The sequence below is a fragment of the Desulfovibrio psychrotolerans genome, from assembly GCF_013340305.1.
Lineage (GTDB): Bacteria > Desulfobacterota > Desulfovibrionia > Desulfovibrionales > Desulfovibrionaceae > Halodesulfovibrio > Halodesulfovibrio psychrotolerans.
Genome location: NZ_BLVP01000009.1, coordinates 31,574 through 51,203, shown reverse-complemented (window position 1 = coordinate 51,203; position 19,630 = coordinate 31,574). Strand labels below are relative to the sequence as shown.

Here is a 19,630-nt window from a genome sequence, read left to right as displayed (position 1 = left end):
TCGTCGTGTGTTACTCATCCACTGCTCCTGTTTGAGTCAGGATAGTAGCTTAACTGGGTATCCACAACTTTGTAGCAGGATCAGTCTGACATGTTGGGCATCGGGCGTGTGCATGTGGGGTTGGTCTGATGCGCAAACTGCAGGCGTTGACCATGTTCCTCATTCAGGCCACCGGGCTGCCCCGTTCCGTGTTCAACGCCTATGTGGACAGCGGCGACCTTATTCCCACCGGGAAGGAGATGGGGAACGGCTTTGAGGTGGCGCGGTTCAGGTATGAGGCATCCATTGATGTGTACCAGTACCCCGGCGATGGGCACCACCTGCTGGCACTGGTGATGGCGTGGCTTGTGGAGAGGGATACGGACAGGGAACAGCAGGGGCTGCCGGATCCGAAGCTGGTTGTGGCCATGCTGGACGCTGACAGTGCGGACGTGGAGATAGCCGTTTCGTTTGAGGAGCCTATAGAGCTGGTGGCGGACCCGGCAGGACGCATTCCCTATGCCGGGAAGATGTGGAGCGTGACTGACGTGCCTGTGGATGTGGCCGATGCGGTGCATGGCATGGACGGGCAGGCAGTGGACGGTGGGCATAATGGCTGATGCGCTGTTGCTGGGGGTAGACCGGGAACGTCTGGCGCGCCTGCGGCGGCAGTTGGATGTGCTGGCCCTTTCTCCGGAGGCAAAGAAGCGGCTGGTGCGGGAAATGGCCATGGAGGTGCGCCGTCAATCGCGCCGGAATATCAAGCAGCAGCGCTGCGTGGATGGCACCCCGATGGCTCCGCGCAAGATGTATAAGCGCAACCGGCACGGGAGGCTGGAACGGCGAAAGGATGGCCGTGCCGACATGAAGATGCTGGTGGGGCTTGGGCGGCTGATGAGCATTGAGGCCTCACGCGTGGGGCGCGGGCAGGTATCGTGGAAGAGCACCTACACTGCCAAGATTGCGGACAAGCACCAGCACGGCAAGGAAGAGCAGTACAGCACGCGCCGTAACCGGGTGAGCCGCAACGAATCGGATTTTTATAACCCCAAGGCGCGGGTGGAGCGCTGGCTGGCCAAGGAGCTGCTGCGGCTGGGCTATCGCAAGGAAGTGAAGCTGAAAAGCGGCAGGGTGCGGCTGCAGCGTGTTTCGCAAAGCTGGATTGTGCAGAACATGACGCGCGGCGAGGCCATGGCCATTTGGCAGCAGCTGAGCGGGTATGAGGCTCCGGATTCATGGGCAGTGGGCGTGCCGGAGCGACCGTTCCTGGGGGTGAATGCGCGGCAGTCCGGCGAGATGTTGGAAGAGCTGGCGCAGATAGCGCTGAACAGGCTGCGCAGGAAAGGCAAGATCTAGGATCAAAGGAGAAGGACTATGGCACTGGGTATTGTACAGGTGAACAAGCTCAACCTCATGCAGGGCGAGTTTGACGAGGTGGAAAACTATTTCCTCTTTGTCGGACGGGGCTCCGGCGTGAACGAGGGCAAGCTGCTTTCGCTGAACAATGATTCCGATCTGGATACGCTGCTGGGTGAAACTCCCAGCGTGCTTAAGACCCAGATTGACCACGCCCGCACCAACGCAGGGCAGAACTGGAACGCCTGTGTCATTCCGCTGGACGGCGTGATGCCGTGGGATGAGGCCGTGGACTACGCCATGACACAGGTGACAGTGGAAGCGGTGATTGTGACCGACCCTGTTACTGTGGCTGCAGACGTGGAAGCAATGCAGGCCAAGGTGGTGAACATCATGGGGCAGTATATGCGCCCCATCTGGTTTATGGGCACCACCAGGGCACTTGATCCTGATCCGGACTCCGGTGAGGCCTGGTCTGATTTTACCGCCGCCATCAAGCCGCTGATTGCCGCTGTTGCCGCAGACTCCGTGATGATTGTTCCCAGTCTGTGGGGGTTTGACCAGGGCACGTTGGCGGGGCGACTGGCGAACAAGAGCGTGACCATTGCGGATACGCCCATGCGTGTGGCCACCGGGGCATTGCTGGGGGCGTGGACCACCAAACCCAAGGACAATGCCGGGCGCGTGATCGACATGGCCATTCTGAAGGAACTGGCCGATGCCCGTTTCAGCGTGCCGCAGTGGTACCCGGATTATCCCGGCATGTACTGGGGCGACGGTGCGTTGCTGGATGTGGAAGGCGGCGACTTTCGGGTGGTGGAGAACCTGCGCGTGGTTCAGAAGGCCATGCGCCGCGTCTACCCGCTGGCCGTGTACCGCGTGGGCGACCGCAAGCTGAACAGCACGCCTGCGTCCATTGCCATGAACCAGAACTACTTTATGCGCCCCCTGCGCGAGATGAGCCGCAGCGTGCAGATTATGGGCAGTACCTTCCCCGGTGAGGTGAAGCCTCCGCAGGATGGCGACATTGTCATCAGCTGGCCCATGCGCACCAAGGTGGAGATCTACATGGTGGTGCGCCCCTACAATTGTCCCAAGTCCATCACGTGCAATGTGATGCTGGATCTTACCAATTACGCGGAGGCGTAAGCCATGAGCAGAATCAGCGGAAAGTGCTTTGACTTCCAGCTGGGCGACCTTGTCATCCACGCGGAGAAGTTCACCTGCGACATAGAGGACGGCAGCGAGGTGGCCAAGACCAAGGGCGTGCCCGTGGGCAGGCTTTCCGGCCCTGTTGGTGCCTCCGGCGAGATTGAAGTGGATTCCACCAACCTCAAGCTGGTGATTGAGGCGGCACGCAGTGCGGGCAGCTTCCGCGAGATGCCCACCTTTGACATCGTGGCTTACGCCAAGGCCGGTGACGAGGAGAAGCGGGTGGAAATATTCGGCTGCGCGCTCAAGGTCTCCAAGCTGCTGGATGTGGATTCCAACAGCGCCACCAAGGATCTGACCACCCTGCCTTACGAAGTGACCAGCCCCGACTTTGTCCGCATTAACGGCGTGCCGTACCTCAGCGCGGACGAAACCGAAGGCCTGTAGGCGCAGGCGTGGATCTCTTTGACAGGGCGCAGGAGTGCGAGGCGCTGTTCCGGCAGGATGCCATTGACCACGCCACGCGCAGGCAATTGAAGGGACCGGGCCGCGAAACGTGCATTGACTGCGGCAGCCCCATCCCCGAAGCGCGGCGCTGCGCCGTGCCGGGGGTGGAGCGTTGCATAGCCTGCCAAACCGAACTGGAGGACGGCATATGATTCTTCTGTCTCCCAACTTCACGCTGGACGAGTTTACCCGGTCCCAGACCGCAGAGCGCACGGGCAAGCCTATTGTGGTTGAGCTGGATTCCCCCGTGTTCATTAACCTGCAGTACCTGTGCATGACGCTGCTGCAGCCTATCCGGACGGCGCTGGGTGCGGTTGTCATATCCAGCGGGTTCCGCCCTGATTGGCTTAACCGTATGGTGGGCGGCTCTCCCAGATCGGACCACCTTACCGGGCTGGCGGCTGACATCATTGTGCCCGGCCGGACGCCCATGGAAGTGGCACAGGCCATCAATGCCATGAACCTTGGCTACAAGCAGCTCATCAACGAGTTCGGGCGCTGGGTGCACATTTCGTCGCCCGGTCCCGGCGTTGCGCCGCGCCGCCAGAACTTGACCATATGGAATGACGGAAGGGGAACTAGAACCACCGAAGGGCTGCACGCAGTTGCGGACCTGCAGGCGAGGGTAACAGCATGAGCTTTGTTTCCAAGATTGCCGACTTTTTCAGCGGCGGCATTGTTTCCACCATTGCGGACACGGTGAAGGACTACTTTCCCCCGTCCATGAGCGAGGGAGAGAAAGCGGCACTGGCGACGCGGATCCGCGAGGCGGAGCACAGGCGCGAGGTGCAGCTTATGCAGCTGGCGGTGGAAGCAGACAAGGAAGTGACCCGGCGCGCGGCCGAGTTGGAAGGCACAGCGGCCGACCTGAAAACGCTGCCGGTGGTGGGGCGTTTGATCATCTTTGTACGCGGATGCCAGCGCCCGTTATGGGGGCTGTTCACCATGTACATGGACTGGCAGGTGTTTAGCGGAGGGTGGCAGATTGAACTGTCTGCAGAGCATGGCTGGACCCCGCACGGTCTCGCGTTCTGGACCGTTAACCTGTTGGTTCTGGGCTTCCTTTTCGGGGAACGCACCGTGCGCAATCTGCTGCCGCTGGTGACCCAGTTCATGGGGACGCGGGCGACAGCCAGAGAAACGGCCGGACCGGCAAAGGGCTAGCATGGATATTTCTGACGCGTTTGTCTTTTTTGCCCGGTTTATCTGGCCGCCGCTGCTGGCGTGGAACATCTATCTGCACCGCGAGATACAGAAGAGTAACGCCGATATTCAGAAGGGCAAAGACGCGATTGGCGCTCTGCGGCTGCATGTGGCGGAAAATTACGCAGGCAAGAAGGATTTGGAAAAGATGTTCTCTGACTTTGAACAGCGGATCGACAAGCGCATCGACCAGCTGGTGAAAACCCTGTGCGCAACAAAGTGAGGCAGACCATGGACGCCAGAATCGTTTTGAACATCAAAGGGCAGAACGTGACCTTTGCTCCCACGCCGGAGATCTACAACGACTACATCAACGCCATGCAGGCTAACAACAAAGTGGCCCCCAGCCACAACTTTGTGATGCGCTGCGCAGTTGCTGACGACAAAGACCGCGTGCGTGAGCTGCTTGCCCTGCCCGGTGCCTCCGTACAGATAGCCGGAGCCATAGTGGAACAGTACGCGCCCGATCTGAACATTATGGTGGGGGAGTTCAGCGCCTAGCCGAGGGGATGGAGCGTAACCCCATGGCCCGCATGGCCATGCTGGTGCGCAAGTGGTTTCCCGGACAGGCGGTAACGGAGCAGTCCATGGCGGAAGCCATGGTGCTGGAGAAGGACTACTGGGAGAAAATGGCCGTGGCTGTGACCTGCGGCGTGACCAAGGCCTTTAACGGCTAAGGGGCAAGGGCACATGAGTACCAAGCTGGAAAAACTGACGTTCTCCATTGACCTGCTGACCAAGGGCGTCACCGGCAAGGTAGGCGAGGTGCAGCGGTCGCTGGATTCGCTCGCCTCGAAATCGTCCGCAGCGTTCATGCAAATAGGCATGGGGGCTGCAGGGGTGGCGGGTGCAGGTATGTCTCTGCTCAATATCGTGCAGCCTGCACGGGAAATGAACAAGGCCTTGGCAGAGGTCTCCACGCTGGATGTTTCTGATCAGGCGCTCAAGCTGCTTTCCAATGAGGCTCTTAAGTATTCCATCCAGTTCGGCGAATCCGCAACGGCCTTTGTTTCTTCCGCCTACGACATTCAGTCTTCCATTGCAGGGCTGGACGGCTCTGAACTGGCAAAATTCACTCGTGCATCCAACGTACTGGCCAAGGCCACCAAGGCAGATGCGGCAACGATGACCGGGTATATGGGCACCATGTACGGCATCTTCAAGCAGCAGGCTGATGTCATGGGCAAGGCGGAGTGGGTGGAGCAGCTCACAGGCCAGACAGCTACCGCAGTAAAAATGTTCAGCACTAACGGACGGGAGATGAGCAGTGCCTTTACCTCGCTGGGGGCCAACGCGACCGCTGCGGGCATACAGGCTGCTGAGCAGATGGCCATTCTGGGTACGTTGCAGGCCTCTATGAGCGGTTCCGAAGCGGGTACCAAGTATAAGGCGTTTCTCGCAGGTGTGGGCAATGCGCAGAAGACCCTCGGCCTTTCGTTTACTGACTCTCAGGGGCGGATGCTGGGCATGATGGATATTCTGGGCAAGCTCAAGGGCAAGTTCGGGGATACGCTGAGTCTGGCGGACGCTGGAGAATTGAAAAAGGCCTTCGGGTCAGAAGAGGCTGTGTCGCTTATCAATATGCTTATGGCGGATACCAAGGGGCTTGGTGCTGCCATTGATCAGATTGGCAACATCAACGGCATGGACAAGGCGTCGCAGATGGCGGGCAAAATGGTTGACCCTCTCGACAGGGTGGCGCAGGGAGCCAATGCGGTTCGCATAGCCCTTGGTCAGTCGATTTTGAAAGGAGTTGCGCCCTTTGCCAACAAGCTCGCGGATACCCTCGGCGTGTTGTCCAAGTGGACGCAGATGTTCCCCAACATCACCAAATGGGTGGGGACCGGCCTGGTTGTCATTCTGGGGCTTGCGGCGGCACTCGGAACACTATCCATCATTACGGGCATGTCCCGTGTCGCTATGATTGGGCTGCAGCCTGCTATCACCGCGTTGACGTGGGGGTTGAACGGCATGCGTACCGCCATAACCCTTGTAAATTTGGCGTGGAAGGCTAACCCCCTAGGAATGATTATCGGCGGCATAGGTTTGTTGATCGCCGCACTGCCAACACTACTCGGCCTGTGGGATTCCTTTAAGCAGGCCTTTGGTGACACCCTTTGGGGCAAGGTTGTCATGGCGGTGCTGAACCCTGTGGTGATGGTGCTGCGGCAGATCGGCGGCGCGGTGAGCTGGGTGCTCGACAAGCTTGGTCTGCTGCCGGAGTTCTCCGGTGCGCTTTCCTCTGCTGTTCAGGGAGTTTCTGCAAGCGGCGGTCAGGGTGTTGTGGATACTCCGGCCATGCTGGATGCGCCGCGCAGCGCGTCTGTGCCTTCAGGCGGCGTAACGCAGTCCATATCCAACGCCATGACCAGGAACAGCAGCAACAGCCGTACTATTCAGCAGGTGAACATTACCACCAGCAAGGAACTGGATGCCCAGTCCATCAACGAGATGGCGTGGATGGCAGCGGGGTAACGCATGAGCAACGGCAAGTACATCGACATACGCATATCCGGCGACGACATTGCACTGGATGCGGGCGGAATGCCCGTTGCCGTGGCAGACCGTGATTCCATTGCGCAGGACATTGTTCACATGATTCGCGAAACCGGCTTGCTGGTGCAACTGGTGGGCAACCGCGATGCGCGCACCAAGGCCCGCAACCTGATGCTGCTTACGCTGGAAGTGGACAGGGACGAACGCATTATCCCCGGCACCACGGAGATTGAAGAGGTGGGGCTGGGGCAGTTCAACCTGACGGCGCAGACGCGCGAATTCGGCAGCATTGCGCTGTCACTGGAGGCGGATAGTGTGTAAAACGAATGACTACCGCGAAGGGCGCGATTCCTTGTACGCCTTGAGTACGGCGTTGATGGCAGTCTGGTACCCTTTGCCCTGTCTTTTAAACCAGTCCAGCACGTCCCCATCAATGCGCAGCGTCACCTGCTTTTTGCATTGCGGCTCCATACGTCTGGCCTCTTCCCAGAAGGCATCATCCAAAACGGGGTTGTCCGGGTCGCTCTCCGCGTTGGCGGTCAATTCGGCATCGGTAAAAGCCTTGGCCCGTTTGCTGTCGGTCAGGGGCCGCATGGCGCGGATTTCTTCAATGGTAAAACCGGGCTTATTTTTCTTCGTAGCCATACTTCCTCCTCTCTCTGGCATTGGCTCTGCGGGCGGAGATGATGCGGAACACATTATCGTCGCGCATGGTGAAGACAACAACGAGCACCATTCCATCCTGTTCCCCCACGGCTTGGCAACGATCTTCGCCATATTCCTTGCGGCTGTCCCGCACGAGGTGCGGAGCGCATTGCAGCATTTCGGCAGCCAGTGTGAAGTCTATGTCGTGCTTGGCGACATTGGCGCGGCGTTTGGTATCGTCCCAGTCGAATCTCATGGGGGAAATGTAACTACAAAATGTAACGCCGTCAACAGGGAGGGCAGTGATGAGTAGCGAAACCGAAAAGCTGTTTACCCGTATGTTGACCGAAGCGGGTATGCCCACAACGGCAAGCGCCATGCAGGCGCGTTGGGATGGGATAAACACCGCTCAGGGCACGCAGATTACCAACAGCAGCAAGTGGAGCCCGTTCTGGCGTCTCGTATCTGCCATTGTTACCGAGCCTATGAAGGCGCTGGTGTCTGCACTGGTGACCACCATTCTGCCGCAGACGTTCCTCAAAACGGCATCGGGTGCATGGCTGGATATTTACGCATGGGGCGTGGATCTGGCGCGCAAAAGCGCTGTGGCTGCGCAGGGGCATATAACCTTCACGCGCACCAACAGCGCCGGGGCGCTGGTTATCCCCGCCGGAACGGTGGTGGAGAGCCCATCTCTCAACGGGCACGTGTACCGTCTGCAGGTGGCCGCAACCACCACCATACCGGACAAGCAGCTCACGGCTGCCGTGCCGGTGCAGGCGGCAGCGACCGGCACAGCCTACAATCTGGGGCCGAACTATTACTCCATACTGCCGCAGCCCATATCCGGCATTGCCTCCGTAACCAACAGGGAAGAATGGCTGGCCGTGCCCGGAGCGGACGAGGAAACGGACGAGGAGCTGCGCCTGCGCTGCCGCAACCAGTTTTCCGCCGTGGGGCAGTACCACCACGATGCTGCGTACACGGCGGATATAGCCACCTTTGCGGGCATACGCACGGACTACATTGTATTTGAGCATGACGCCCCACGCGGGCCGGGAAGTGCAAACGCGTACATCATGATTGATTCCGGACCCGCTCCGCAGGAGTTTGTGGACACCATCAACGCCCACATCCGCGATGCGGGCAACCACGGGCACGGCGACGACATGCTGTGCTTCCCCATGCCCGTGCTGGGCGTGGACCTGACCGTAACGGTGCACCCTGTACCCAACCTTGCGGCGGAGAAGGTTGCGGCGCTGATGCAGGGCGTGGAAGAGCGCATCCGTTCCGCCTTTCGCGAGAGCACGGACTACGACATGACGCGCACGTGGCCCCACAGCCGTTTTTCCCTGTCTGTGCTCGCGGACGAGCTGCACGCGCAGCTGCCGGATCTGGCCTCCGTGGAGTTTGGCCGGGGCGACATTGTGGCCACGCTGGAGCTACCCATGCTGGGCAGCCTGAATGTTGTTGGCGGAGGCGCGTAAATGGCCGTGAACATCTCGCTGCCGTTTTGGATGGCCAAGGGCGAACTGGATAAGCTGCGCCTGTCCGCAGAGGCATGGTGGGCGCAGGTGCTGGAGTGGGCAGCGTGGCCTGTACGCCAGCTGGACACCGACACCTGCGACGAGCTGGTGCTGGATATGGTGGCATGGCAGCGCGACATCGCCCGGTTCGATGGTGAACCGCTCAGCCTGTACCGCAAGCGTATCAAATATGCCTACGCCAACGCACGCGACGCGGGCAGCGTGGCCGGATTCAAGCGCATATTCCAGCGGCTGGGCATCGGCTACGTGGAGATTGAGGAGCGCATGCCCGGCATTGACTGGGATATTGTGGATATCCAGCTCACGGACTCCCAACTGGCGGAGAATCAGGCGCTGCTCACCGTACTTATACAGCACTACGGGCGGACCTGCAGGCGCTACCGCTGGAAGATCATCACGCCCCTGCCCGTCTCCATGCGGGTGGTGGAGTTCGGCAACGAGTACGTGGCGGAACTGGCAAAAGTGCCTCCGTGCATGATCCGGGTTGGATCCGTGGACTTTGGCAATGACTACGCGACACTGTAACAAGTGAGGAATAGATGGCTACCGCAATAACCTTTGCAGGCGAAAGTCTGATAGCCAGCAAGCAGGCTGCCGGGCTGCCGCTTGTGCTGGATACCTTTGTGCTGGCGCTTGTGCCTGGGCAGGATCCGAATGTTGCTGTGGACCGCAGCGAAGGCATGCCGAATGCAGGCACCATTGTGCACACCTATGCCATTCCGGAAGAGTACCGGGGGTTCGTGAATCCCAATCAGGTGGTGTATTCCATGCTGCTGGGATCCGACCTTGGCGATTTCACGTTCAACTGGCTGGGGCTGTACTCCAGCGCGGATGATGTGGTGGTGGCCATCTCGCACCTGCCGGAGATTGCCAAGTGGAAAACGGACCTTGGCACCAACACGGCAGGCAATAACCTGACCCGCAATATGCTGCTGGAGTTCTCCGGCGCTCAGGCTGCAACCGGCATCATCATTCAGGCGGCAACGTGGCAGATTGATTTCACCGCCCGGCTGCGTGGCATAGACGAGCGCGAGCGCACGAGCAACCGCGACATATACGGGCGCGCCCTGTTCTGGGGCGATGCCTGCAAGGTGGGCAACGATGGCGCGCTGACCCTGCAGCCGGGCACATCGTACATTGAGGGCATACCCGTGCGGTATACCGTGGAGCAGCCCGTGCAGGCCGGGGCGGTGGTCAGCAAGGATGTGTGGCTGGATGTGAGCCTGCAGGCGCAGGGATCTGATGTTGTGGCCGTTGTGGTGCCCGTGGTGGTGGATACCGGCACGGCGCAGGCGGACTACACGGACGGGGCAAGTGTGCGGCATTATCTTGTGCAGCTGGCATCCATTGATGCCGGTGGTGCGGTGACGGATCTGCGGCCCGCGCTGGGAGTGCAGGCCATTGCCGACAACGTGGTGGCGTGGATAGCAGGACGCACAGCGGCGGATATGGGGGCGGCGGAAGCCGAGCACGTCCACCTCACCGAAGAGATTGTGGATCTTCTCCCTGATCCCCACCAGTGGCTGGCAGGCCAGCGCTACCCGGTGACCACGCTGGTTGCCGTTGACGCCGCTGTAACGTGGGACATGGCTGCTAATCCCGTGGCCATGATCACGCTGACCGATGCTGTGACAACCGTGACGCTGACCAACGCGCAGCCCGGCGCGACCTACGAGCTGACCGCACTGCAGGACGCGACCGGGGGGCGGTCAATCGCGTTTCCGGCAGCCGTGCGTTGGCCCGGCGGCACAGCGCTGGAGGTGACACAGGATGCCAACGCGGAAGACCTGATTATGTTCTCGGTGCGTGGCTCTGTGGGGTCGCCGGTTGTTCGTGGCTTTGCCGCACTGACCATGCAGGCGGTGGCGTAATGAGCGTTTTCAGACATCCTGCTGCGGCGCTGGGTGGCGGCCTGCGAAACTGGTTCGGCGATGGGAGTGACGGGGATCTGCGCCTCACCGTTGCCGCCGGTGCCGAGCAGTCGTTTGACGGCGTGTTGTGGTCGCCCATGCCCGGCTGGACCAACACTGCCGGGCTGATAACGGTGCCGTCCGTGCAGGACGGCGACATGGTGGTGGTCAATGCCCGCAATCTGACCGTGGAGGCCGGGGTTACGCTGACCACCGCACACCGTTGCCGTGGCCTGCTGCTCTATGCCACGGGCAGCGTAATCATCAATGGCACTGTGAGCATGACGGCGCGCGGCTGCAGGGCCAATCCGGCGGACAGCACCGTCACCGCCAATACGCCCGTCGCTCCCAGCGATGGCCTGCCAGTACCGATCAGCGGCCTGCGCATTGCCAAATTTGCACCGGGCACTTCGTCTGGTGCGTCTGACCTGTCCGGTTGCGGCAACGCAGCCCGTAACGCGGAGACAAACCAGCCGATTGTTCAGGTCGGTTTGGTTGTGGATATCCCCCGTGTTGGCGGCATAGGGGGGCCAGCTCGGACGGGTAACACCAGCGGCGTGGCCGGACAGACCGCGCCCGGAGGTTCCGGCGGTGGGGGCAGCGGTGCGTCTGCTGGCGGCGCGTCCGGTAACGGATCTGAAGGGACATGCTTCAGCGGCGGTCCCGGCGGGGGCGGCAACGGGCGTGGTTCTGGTACAATATCCGCTGTAAACGCATCCCCATACGGGGGTAAAGGTGGAGATGGGTACGACGGCACAGAAGATTCTGGAGGCGGTGCTGGCAACCCCGGCGGGAAGTCGTATTTGAACAATTCTGCGCGTGCCGGGCAGGACGGCACCGGAGGGCTGCTTATTATCATCGCCCGCACAATTGCCGGGACGGGTATATTTTCATCTTGCGGCATGAACGGAGGCTCCGCCCCTGACAAGGGCGGCGGTGCCAGCGGTGGAGGTATTGTTCTGTTGCTGTCTGTCAGTTTTGCCGCATGGAGTGGTTCCGCTGATGTGTCCGGCGGTGTCGGCGGCAGTGGTATCGGCGGCACAAAGGGCGGCGATGGCGGGAATGGCTCTGTTATTCAACACACCATATTGTAGGAGCAACCATGCAATATAAATACAAAGACGGCTCCATCGGCGTAGCACGTACAGTGGTGTACGCCGGTATTGCGTATCCTGCCGCCAGCCTCGCGCAGCAGGCAGGCGAAACAACCGCAGCGTGGGTTATCAGGCTCGCGGCAATCGGCGTGCAGCCGATGCGGGTAGAGCGTCCCGACGTTGATATCAACAGCTACGACTACGGTGCTCCGCTGGAAACGGACGCGGATGGCGTACTGGTGATCAGCTACCCCAATCCCATCGCTAAAACTCCGTTGTGGTCCACGGCAACGCGCGAGCGGATGTACGTTTCCGCAGGCGCGGACGTGCCGCCCGGCTATACACCGCAGGAGCCGCCGGATAGCCCGTATGCAGTCTGGGGCGGCGAGGCGTGGCTGGTTGATGTGGATGCCGCCCGCTCCGCAAAACGGCGGGAGATAGTGTCCCGCGCTGATGCGTTCATGGCAACGCTGACCGCAAACTATTCCGAGCATGAGAAACTGTCGTGGAGCAAACAGGAGGCGGAGGCCCGCGCGCTGTCCGTTGATCCGGACGCTGCCGCACCGCTGCTCACCGGCATTGCCGCAACGCGCGGTATTGGCCTGCTGGATCTGCGGGACAGGGTGCTGGCCAACGTGGCCACGTATGAGGCGGTGAGCGCAGCAGTGCTGGGACAGCAGCAGCGCTACGAGGACCAGCTGGCCGCCGCCGGTGATGATGCCGGGGCTATTGCAGCCATTGACCCTGTGTACGTGCTGCCGGGGGCGTAGGCGGCTATGAGCTGGCAATCGTGTTTTTTCACCGTGCCGCCTGCGGCTGTGACCATCATGAATGGTCTTGGCCCCGTTGTCTCCGACATTTCTGGCGAGGTTGCAGGGGCACAGGCCCGGCTTGCGGCGGTTACGGGCGGTGCGGTGACGCAGGCCAGTCCGCTGGCAGCATCCGCAACCGGTGCCGCTGCCCTGCGTGCTGCACTGGGTGCGCTGGTGGCATCCGGCGGGCGCATGGTGGCCGTGCATCCGTATATCCATCCTGCAGGAGACCGGCGCGGCGACTACAGCTACCTGACCCCGGCGGATTGCGTGGCTACGCTGGCCGCGAAGTTAACGGACGCAGAGGATCTTCCGGAGGCAGGCAGCCTTGCCGCCGTGGTGGTGCTCATCCATGCCTTTGACCATGCGCCGTTTGCCGCTGCCCTTGCCGCGTTCAATGCCGTTTTTCCCGTCACAGAGTTGCAGTTGGCGGAACGTCGCGCCCGGGCACTGGCATCGCTGGAGGCGGACAAGCTTATCATAGCCACGGCCCCGCGCGAACCATGGTGGACCACGGCGGCACCGTACAGGCACGCTACGGTGCGCAGCATGGAAACGCAGATGGGCGCATTGCTGGCCCAGTGCGAAGCATATGACGCGGAGAATACCACGCCGGAGGCGGAGTTGGCCGCGTTGCTGAACGAACGGGCCGCTCATGTGGCGCAGTTGGAGGCGGCATGGAGTGCGTTTGCATCCGCCTGTTTCGGTGACGCGGGGCTGGGCATGTTCCTGGCGGGCGATGCGGAGAACATGGCGCGACAGCTGCTGGCGGGCGGTGCGCCTGCTGCGGCCTACAAGCTGTGCGCGGCCGTATGTTGGGTAGGGCATTCTGACCGTGTGGCCATATTCCGTGAGGTGCTCGGGCTATGAGCAAATTTTTGATGTTGGACGATTACGTGTTGCCGGGGCATGGGCTGATGGTGCAGGGGGCTCTGGAAATCAAGAACGAAGAGCTTTCTGGCGAAACCAGCAGCACCAGTACCGTGAACAAGGGCGTGAAGCCCAAACAGTTTACGGTATCGTTGCAGGTTCCGTACACCGAAGTCGCAGGCATGAAGAAGCTGACCGCGACGGCAGAGGCCAAGGATACGGGCGACCGTATGCGCATCTATGACTGCGTGAACGATACCGTGAACGCCATGGGGGTGCGGCAGGTGCAGTTTACGGACCGTTTCGCCGTGAACGAGGCGGAGGGGGTGCGTGCGTGGGATGTGTCGTTCACGCTGCGTGAATTCCAGAGCCGTCCGGAGATGGTGGAGCAGCGGGAATCGGCTCCCAAGACGGTGACGCAGAGCAGCTCCGGCGCGGCGGTGGATTTGGCGACGGCCGAGGAACAGCAGACCGCACAGGCTGTGGCGGAGCCGCTGACATTGCTGGAAAAGCTGCTTAAGGCCGTGGACAGTGCGCTGGGATCCGGAACGGAGGAGCGCGCATCATGAAGCTGCGGAAGCGGTTGACCGTGGATGGCGCGGCTGTTGCGCTGGTGGATGAGGATGTGCGGCTGGAGCTGCTCGCGCCAGGCCGCGCCATGTTCCGGGTGCAGAGCGGGGTGACGCTTACGGGCTTTGTGCGGTTGTATCTGGGCTTTTCCAATCAGGATGCGGACCAGCTGTATTTCACGGGGTACGTGGAGAAATCCGTTACTGTGGATGCGCAGACGCAGCGGCTTATGTGCCGCGAGCTGACCGCGCTGCTGGACGTGCACATGCCTATTTTCCTGCGGCATCCTACGCTGCAGGACGTGCTTGCAGCGTATGCCGAGCGCACCGGGCTTTCGTTCATCATGGGGGATGGGGTGTATGCCGCCAAACCGGTGGCCAGTTTTGCCGCGTTCGGCAGCGGGCATCAGGGCATGGACAGCCTGGGCGCGGTGTTTGGCATTGAGCGGTACGTGTGGCAGCAACAGGGCGACGACAAGGTGTATGTGGGCAGCTGGGATAACAGCCGCTGGGCAACGCGGCCCGTAACGGTGGAGGAGCGCTGGTTCAGCGCCTGCGATGCAAACGGCGGCAAAACCCTGCCCGTGCTGCCCGCCCTGCGCCCCGGTGTGCTTCTGAACGGGGAATATGTAACCGCGCTGCAGCTGCGCGGGGAGAACATGGTGGCCACGTGCGAGAAGCAATTCGAAAGATAGTGCTCAAGCTGTTTCCGGAGATAGCGGCGGGGCTGCATGTGCCGCGCTATGCCCGCGTGCTGGCCGTGGCGGATGCGCCAAAGGACGGCGGCACGTGCGAGCGGTTCCGGCCCCGGTATGCTGTGGATATTGAGGTGCTGACCCCTGAAGGCGAGCCGGATCCGGCGTATCCCACGTATGAGGCTGTGCCGTTGCCGGTTCCTGTGGGATGCGGTCAGGAGGCGGGCCTGTTCGGCTTTCCGCAGACGGGCAGCCTTGTGGTGGTGGAGTTCGCCTACGGGCGGCCCGATCATCCGCTTATCCGGCAGGTGTATCCGCTGGGGCTATCGCTGCCGCAACTGCGGGCCGGAGAACTGCGCTGGATGCAGGGCGAGGCGGTACACCAGAGCGCGGATGCGGACGGCAACTGGACGCGCGAAACGGACATGGCCATAACGGATGCCAGCCGCGACCGGCTCATCACCGCCGTGCAGAAAATGGAAACCGTGGCGCGCGAGATCCGCCGCGTGACCGAGAACAGCACGGAGCGGGTGGACGGCGTGAAGCGCATCGAGGCGCTGGGGGCGCTGCGGCTTCTTTCTGCCGGATCTGCGCGGTTGTCGTCTGGAGATTCCCTGTCATTGACCACGGCCAGAGATATGGGCAGCACGGTGGGGCAGGATGCCAAGGCCGTTGTGGGCCGCAATGTGACGCTGGATGTGCGCGGGGACGTGACCGAACAGGTGGCGGGTGACGTGGCCGAGAGCGTAGGCGGCAACCAGGTGGAGACCGTAACGGGGGATCTGGTTACCACCGTGGGCGGCGATTCATCGGAGATCATCACCGGGCACAAGATCATGACCGCACAGAATCTGGTGTGGGAGTTTGGCGGCTCCATGCGGTTCGGTTCCGGCACAGTGAGCCTGCTGCACCTGATGCTGGACGTATGGGAGCATGTGCGCGATGCCCTGCACGTGCTGGCGGACCATACGCACCAAGGCGGGGCTGTTCCAAAGCCCGATCAGAGTGGGGAAGTGCACGGGCACGCGGAGGCGGTTGGAGAGGATAGGGGGAAGTTAGAGGGGATTACGGGATAAAAAGAAAGGGGGGAAGTTGCCTTCCCCCCTTGTTTTGCCTAGAAACAGGCCGCCACTTCATGGCAGTTCGGGATACGTTTGATCTCTGGCTGCTTTTCTGAATTTACCTTTGAGAGGTCATGCTGAACTTGGAGGTTAATCCAAAACTCAGAGCTATTACCAAAGAACTTAGCAAGTCGTACTGCCGTGTCCGCTGTCACACCCCTCTTCTCATTGACGATTTCTGTTATGCGCGAGAGCGGTACTCCAAGATAGCCTGACAGCTTGCTGGCAGACAGCTTGAAAGGAACCATAAACTCTTCACGTAACACTTCGCCGGGATGTGTCTTGATACGCATATCTCACTCCTATTATCATCAGCTAGGCTTATATCAGTATTATGATGGCTAGCACGGTCCTATATAACCTTAACGACTCTATTTTATTATTTATTATTTATTTCATTGTAGTCTAAGGATTGTTTAGGCCTTTAATGTCAAGAAGATGCGTTAGCATAAGGTGCAACATATCAAACACTAGTGGTAATCGACTATTTCTACCTCAATGGCGGAATTATGAGCTTCGTCCCAGACAAAGCAAATTCGCCACTGTTTGTTAATCCTAATGCTGTGCTGGCCCAATCTGTCCCCCTGTAGCGCTTCAAACTGGTTACCGGGAGGCACTTTTAGGTCATCAAGCGTTTTGGCTGCTTCTATCATATCGAGCTTACGTAAAGCAGTCTTGGTTATGTCACTAAAATGTCTCGATTTTGCCGATTCATAGAGGTTTTTAGTTTTTTTGCATTTAAATGATAATATCATTCTCCCCTCGTTAAAAAGTTATCAAGTTCAGCATGTTCCTCGTCAAGCAACGTCTAACTGCTTACGGTTATCCGCGTGTGATTAACCGTTTTTGGTTAGCTGGAAAACAGATAGTTCATCTGGCGTTAGATGTCAAGAGGGGGGCGTCACTTTTATTTAGCACTGTTGGCGTGCCCGATCAGAGCGTGGAGGTTCACGGGCACGCGGAGCCGGGATAGGTTAGGATAGTTCCCGGAGCCACTCTATTGCTGTATCTCGTAAATTATCCATTAGGAGTGGATAAATAATCTCTAAAAGGATGAAGGTTAATACAACTATTGTGAAAAATAAATACTTCCAAAAAGCTCTGGCTATAGGCGAGCTCGTTGCTTCTTTCCATCCAATAAAATTACCGATCAAGTTGTCGACAATTTTATATGCTTTTGATCTGTTTTTGTATTCAACCATGATTTTTCCGTTGTTGCATATAGCTTGTGAGTGTTAAACTATTTCGTCTCTATTTTTTATTTGTTCAAGTGATGATTCAGGAAGGGCTTCGTAAAGTTCACTTATTTTTCTGGGTGTTGTGATCATTTGCTCAGTTATTAAATTAATCAAATGAAATAGCTGTTTAGCTGTGTTGATGTCGTCTTTTATGTTCATCTCTCCTGGGTGAACTGCTGAATTTCCTATGACACGAACTGCGTCAAGAGATTTTTGTATTAGAGGGTTGAGTCCTTTTTTGACGAGTGATTATATGTCTGAATTTATATTTTTCCCATTTTCTCCAAGTTGAATGCATAGCTTTTGGATGCATAACCGTAAAAGTGCTGCTCCTCGTGGAGAGTTTTGTACAATACTGCGCGCTTCGTTAAAATCGGATTGAATTTCGTCAGTAAGGTCTTGATTAGGTTCAATTTCAAATTCAACAGAAGGATGAATCATTTTTTCGTGAGCCCATATAGCAAGTTTTTTGCAGTTGTAGCAGCATGATAGGTGTAGATTGTATACAGTGTTGCTGTATGTCGAAGTAGTGTCTTCTAGCAAATCAAAAAAAACTTCTCCTGCAATGGATCGTTGGATAAGTTTATGAAGTTAATTTCTTGTGTCTGTATCAATTTTTTCAATTGTTCTGATGTTTTCAAGTGAATCTGGCGTATGAAATGCTGGAGTTGGGTGTTTTTCGTCACGTTGTCGCGCAAAGATGTTGTACCATGTCTGGGTAGTGTAGGCTCCGCAGTGGGGGCAGGAGAATGCGGTGTCGGTAGTAGGTGGTGGGGTGTGGTGTCTGGGCATAGTTGATCCTCGAGAGCTGTTTTGTTGCTTGTGTGAGTATAAGATTGCCTTGGAATAAACTTCAAGTGTGATGACTAATGAGATAACTAGAACTGAGTGTGTGAGATAACCGGGACGATACGGGACCATCCGGGATATACCGGGACGGGCAGAATGAAAATATGTTCCGCAATGTGGAATTTAAAAGGGGACCTTGCGGCCCCCTTTTTTTGCACCAGATCACGAGGATCAGTCCAGCGGAAGATTGAGTTGTGGCATTCGCCTCCGTGCACGTTCATCGGCGATGATCTTGTAGACCCGCTGAACAGACAGGCGAAACTTCTTGGCCAGATCGTGCACATTGTCACCAGTGAACTGATCATAGATTCGGGCATTGCGTCTGCCGATGTTCATTGGGATATACACCAGCTGCCCGCCCCACTCCTCTGCCAAACGGGAAGACACCACGCGGCCAAGATTCTCGGGCAGCCCACTCATATCCACCATCCCTCTGATGCGCAGTTCCTGCTCCACAGTGGCTTGCACGGTGATCTGCACGTCCTTCAGCAATTCGCATCCGCGCTCCGAGCTGCTCATCGTTCCTCCAGAATGGCTTTGATTCGGGCTTGGGCGGTTCCATCTTCGATGCGACTCCCCCACGCCTTGAGTGTTTCGATAACAGCCTGCAGCTGCTTCACCGTGCACCACTCCATCCGTTCTGTTTTAGTGATCCGGCGGACGTACGCCAGCAATGCCGCCTCGCTCCTATTTCGCACAATCCCGGCATCCGCCAACTCCAACCACAGGGATCTAATTTTTTTCGCCTGCTCCGAATTGTCCATTGCGCGAGGGCGGGAAACCTTGAATCCCTTCTTTTTCAGAGCATCACAAACGGCCAGCAACTCTCGGTTGGTCATGCTGGCCGTGGAAGTCTTACCGGTTACGGATTGGAGCATTTCCCTGTAGGTGTCATCGTCCAATCCCAACTGGCGTTTTGCCACGTGGATCAGCTTGATCATTTGTGCCGAAGAGCTTTGCTTGGCCATGCTGCACCCGACCTAGATTGCTGCAACATCCAGCGGGATGGGATCGTATCCGCCGGATGCATTGCGTTCGTACACACGGACGTATGCCTTGGTGCCGGTCACCTGAATGCTGTCACCTATGGCCTGCATGGCCTGCATCCACCGCGTATCGGTGATATCCAGCCTGCGCAGGCTGAGAATGGCCCCCGTGTTGATCCGGCCTTCCTTGTCGACGCGAAAAGCCTGATTGATCAGCGCCTGCAATTCGGTTCGGCTGTCCGCCGTCCAGTCGCGCAGGCACTCATCAATCAGCGCCTTTGCGGCCTGCAGTCTCTCGTCAAAGGTGATATGCTCGGCAATGGAACGCTGAATCTTGAAACGGCCGTCATAGCTCATCAACGTCACGTTGCCCTTGTTTCCGCCCAGCTTGGCACCATACTTTTCTGCTGCCAGTTCCACGAATGCACCAACGTCAGCCATTGCCCCGCACTTGAACTTGGCCAGATCATCCCTGACAGACTTGGCCTTGCCGACCAACTCCATCACCAGATCGTGGCGGGCCATATCAATTTCCTTGACCTGATCCACCGGCACGAGGTGCCCCTGTGCATTTTCCATGTACCCTTCTGACATCGTATTT

Annotated in this window: 28 protein-coding genes and 1 pseudogene; 21 read left to right on the top strand and 8 right to left on the bottom strand. The window is 58.6% G+C overall.

Annotated elements, in window-relative coordinates; translation table 11 throughout:
* Positions 1–128 precede the first annotated feature (128 nt).
* From HUV26_RS11935 to HUV26_RS11880, 12 genes are read left to right on the top strand one after another with little or no spacing between them, the layout of a single operon-like run.
* Positions 129–599: a phage tail protein gene (locus tag HUV26_RS11935; protein ID WP_174410378.1), complete on the top strand. Its 471-nt coding sequence runs from the start codon at positions 129–131 to the stop codon at positions 597–599.
* Positions 592–1,335 (top strand): phage virion morphogenesis family protein, encoded by a 744-nt coding sequence (locus tag HUV26_RS11930; protein ID WP_174410377.1) that lies wholly within the window; start codon positions 592–594, stop codon positions 1,333–1,335. The genes HUV26_RS11935 and HUV26_RS11930 overlap by 8 nt, the downstream gene beginning before the upstream one ends.
* Before the next feature lie 18 nt (positions 1,336–1,353).
* Positions 1,354–2,484 carry a DUF2586 domain-containing protein gene (locus tag HUV26_RS11925; protein ID WP_174410376.1) on the top strand — a complete coding sequence of 377 codons (1,131 nt, stop codon included), beginning with the start codon at positions 1,354–1,356 and terminating at the stop codon, positions 2,482–2,484.
* Between the two features lie 3 nt (positions 2,485–2,487).
* On the top strand, positions 2,488–2,934 hold the full coding sequence (locus HUV26_RS11920) for a phage protein (RefSeq protein ID WP_174410375.1): 447 nt from the start codon (positions 2,488–2,490) through the stop codon (positions 2,932–2,934).
* Between the two features lie 8 nt (positions 2,935–2,942).
* Positions 2,943–3,146, top strand: a complete 204-nt coding sequence (locus tag HUV26_RS11915) for a TraR/DksA family transcriptional regulator (protein WP_174410374.1) — start codon at positions 2,943–2,945, stop codon at positions 3,144–3,146.
* Entirely contained in the window at positions 3,143–3,631 is a 489-nt protein-coding gene (locus tag HUV26_RS11910; protein WP_174410373.1) for a D-Ala-D-Ala carboxypeptidase family metallohydrolase, read from the top strand. Before HUV26_RS11915 ends, HUV26_RS11910 begins: the two co-directional genes overlap by 4 nt.
* The gene (locus HUV26_RS11905; RefSeq protein WP_174410372.1) at positions 3,628–4,158 is read left to right on the top strand and encodes a hypothetical protein; all 531 of its coding nucleotides are present in this window, start codon (positions 3,628–3,630) and stop codon (positions 4,156–4,158) included. The genes HUV26_RS11910 and HUV26_RS11905 overlap by 4 nt, the downstream gene beginning before the upstream one ends.
* A gap of 1 nt (position 4,159) precedes the next feature.
* The gene (locus tag HUV26_RS11900; RefSeq protein ID WP_174410371.1) at positions 4,160–4,420 is read left to right on the top strand and encodes a hypothetical protein; all 261 of its coding nucleotides are present in this window, start codon (positions 4,160–4,162) and stop codon (positions 4,418–4,420) included.
* A gap of 8 nt (positions 4,421–4,428) precedes the next feature.
* Positions 4,429–4,698 carry a putative phage tail assembly chaperone gene (locus HUV26_RS11895; RefSeq protein WP_174410370.1) on the top strand — a complete coding sequence of 90 codons (270 nt, stop codon included), beginning with the start codon at positions 4,429–4,431 and terminating at the stop codon, positions 4,696–4,698.
* 23 nt (positions 4,699–4,721) lie between these two features.
* Positions 4,722–4,874 (top strand): DUF6890 family protein, encoded by a 153-nt coding sequence (locus HUV26_RS11890; protein WP_174410369.1) that lies wholly within the window; start codon positions 4,722–4,724, stop codon positions 4,872–4,874.
* Positions 4,875–4,887: 13 nt separating this feature from the next.
* Positions 4,888–6,672, top strand: coding sequence for a phage tail tape measure protein (locus tag HUV26_RS11885; RefSeq protein WP_174410368.1), 1,785 nt, complete (start codon positions 4,888–4,890; stop codon positions 6,670–6,672).
* Between the two features lie 3 nt (positions 6,673–6,675).
* Positions 6,676–7,014, top strand: coding sequence for a DUF2590 family protein (locus HUV26_RS11880; protein ID WP_174410367.1), 339 nt, complete (start codon positions 6,676–6,678; stop codon positions 7,012–7,014).
* 9 nt (positions 7,015–7,023) lie between these two features.
* Here HUV26_RS11880 and HUV26_RS11875 read toward each other — a convergent pair whose 3' ends face one another.
* Positions 7,024–7,338: a BrnA antitoxin family protein gene (locus HUV26_RS11875; RefSeq protein WP_174410366.1), complete on the bottom strand. Its 315-nt coding sequence runs from the start codon at positions 7,336–7,338 to the stop codon at positions 7,024–7,026.
* Positions 7,319–7,594 carry a BrnT family toxin gene (locus tag HUV26_RS11870; RefSeq protein ID WP_174410365.1) on the bottom strand — a complete coding sequence of 92 codons (276 nt, stop codon included), beginning with the start codon at positions 7,592–7,594 and terminating at the stop codon, positions 7,319–7,321. Before HUV26_RS11870 ends, HUV26_RS11875 begins: the two co-directional genes overlap by 20 nt.
* A 49-nt stretch (positions 7,595–7,643) precedes the next feature.
* Here HUV26_RS11870 and HUV26_RS11865 point away from each other — a divergent pair, with 49 nt between their 5' ends.
* The 9 genes from HUV26_RS11865 to HUV26_RS11825 are packed head-to-tail and all read left to right on the top strand — an operon-like array spanning position 7,644 to position 15,911.
* Positions 7,644–8,825 (top strand): baseplate J/gp47 family protein, encoded by a 1,182-nt coding sequence (locus HUV26_RS11865; RefSeq protein ID WP_174410364.1) that lies wholly within the window; start codon positions 7,644–7,646, stop codon positions 8,823–8,825.
* Positions 8,826–9,410: a phage tail protein gene (locus HUV26_RS11860; RefSeq protein ID WP_174410363.1), complete on the top strand. Its 585-nt coding sequence runs from the start codon at positions 8,826–8,828 to the stop codon at positions 9,408–9,410.
* Positions 9,411–9,424: 14 nt separating this feature from the next.
* Positions 9,425–10,756: a phage tail protein gene (locus HUV26_RS11855; protein ID WP_174410362.1), complete on the top strand. Its 1,332-nt coding sequence runs from the start codon at positions 9,425–9,427 to the stop codon at positions 10,754–10,756.
* Positions 10,756–11,889, top strand: coding sequence for a hypothetical protein (locus tag HUV26_RS11850; RefSeq protein ID WP_174410361.1), 1,134 nt, complete (start codon positions 10,756–10,758; stop codon positions 11,887–11,889). The genes HUV26_RS11855 and HUV26_RS11850 overlap by 1 nt, the downstream gene beginning before the upstream one ends.
* An 8-nt stretch (positions 11,890–11,897) precedes the next feature.
* On the top strand, positions 11,898–12,659 hold the full coding sequence (locus tag HUV26_RS11845; protein WP_174410360.1) for an HI_1402-related protein: 762 nt from the start codon (positions 11,898–11,900) through the stop codon (positions 12,657–12,659).
* Positions 12,660–12,665: 6 nt separating this feature from the next.
* Complete coding sequence (locus HUV26_RS11840; RefSeq protein WP_174410359.1) at positions 12,666–13,571, top strand: hypothetical protein; 906 nt, start codon at positions 12,666–12,668, stop codon at positions 13,569–13,571.
* A complete protein-coding gene (locus tag HUV26_RS11835) occupies positions 13,568–14,140 on the top strand; it encodes a baseplate complex protein (protein WP_174410358.1) in 573 nt (190 codons plus the stop codon). The genes HUV26_RS11840 and HUV26_RS11835 overlap by 4 nt, the downstream gene beginning before the upstream one ends.
* Positions 14,137–14,835 carry a hypothetical protein gene (locus HUV26_RS11830; RefSeq protein WP_174410357.1) on the top strand — a complete coding sequence of 233 codons (699 nt, stop codon included), beginning with the start codon at positions 14,137–14,139 and terminating at the stop codon, positions 14,833–14,835. The genes HUV26_RS11835 and HUV26_RS11830 overlap by 4 nt, the downstream gene beginning before the upstream one ends.
* The gene (locus HUV26_RS11825) at positions 14,811–15,911 is read left to right on the top strand and encodes a bacteriophage T4 gp5 trimerization domain-containing protein (protein ID WP_174410356.1); all 1,101 of its coding nucleotides are present in this window, start codon (positions 14,811–14,813) and stop codon (positions 15,909–15,911) included. Before HUV26_RS11830 ends, HUV26_RS11825 begins: the two co-directional genes overlap by 25 nt.
* A gap of 38 nt (positions 15,912–15,949) precedes the next feature.
* Here the strand turns inward: HUV26_RS11825 and HUV26_RS11820 are convergent, their stop codons facing one another.
* The 6 genes and pseudogenes from HUV26_RS11820 to HUV26_RS11795 all read right to left on the bottom strand — a co-directional run bounded on the left by HUV26_RS11820 (position 15,950) and on the right by HUV26_RS11795 (position 19,623).
* Positions 15,950–16,249 carry a HigA family addiction module antitoxin gene (locus HUV26_RS11820; RefSeq protein WP_174410355.1) on the bottom strand — a complete coding sequence of 100 codons (300 nt, stop codon included), beginning with the start codon at positions 16,247–16,249 and terminating at the stop codon, positions 15,950–15,952.
* 177 nt (positions 16,250–16,426) lie between these two features.
* Positions 16,427–16,711, bottom strand: coding sequence for a type II toxin-antitoxin system RelE/ParE family toxin (locus HUV26_RS11815; RefSeq protein WP_174410354.1), 285 nt, complete (start codon positions 16,709–16,711; stop codon positions 16,427–16,429).
* Between the two features lie 480 nt (positions 16,712–17,191).
* Positions 17,192–17,422 (bottom strand): annotated as a pseudogene (locus HUV26_RS17005) (DUF4145 domain-containing protein); the annotation flags it as partial.
* Positions 17,423–18,214: 792 nt separating this feature from the next.
* Positions 18,215–18,562, bottom strand: coding sequence for a Mor transcription activator family protein (locus HUV26_RS11805; RefSeq protein WP_174410353.1), 348 nt, complete (start codon positions 18,560–18,562; stop codon positions 18,215–18,217).
* On the bottom strand, positions 18,559–19,011 hold the full coding sequence (locus HUV26_RS11800) for a gp16 family protein (RefSeq protein ID WP_174410352.1): 453 nt from the start codon (positions 19,009–19,011) through the stop codon (positions 18,559–18,561). Before HUV26_RS11800 ends, HUV26_RS11805 begins: the two co-directional genes overlap by 4 nt.
* Positions 19,012–19,023: 12 nt before the next feature.
* A complete protein-coding gene (locus HUV26_RS11795; RefSeq protein WP_174410351.1) occupies positions 19,024–19,623 on the bottom strand; it encodes a DUF3164 family protein in 600 nt (199 codons plus the stop codon).
* Between the last annotated feature and the right edge of the window lie 7 nt (positions 19,624–19,630).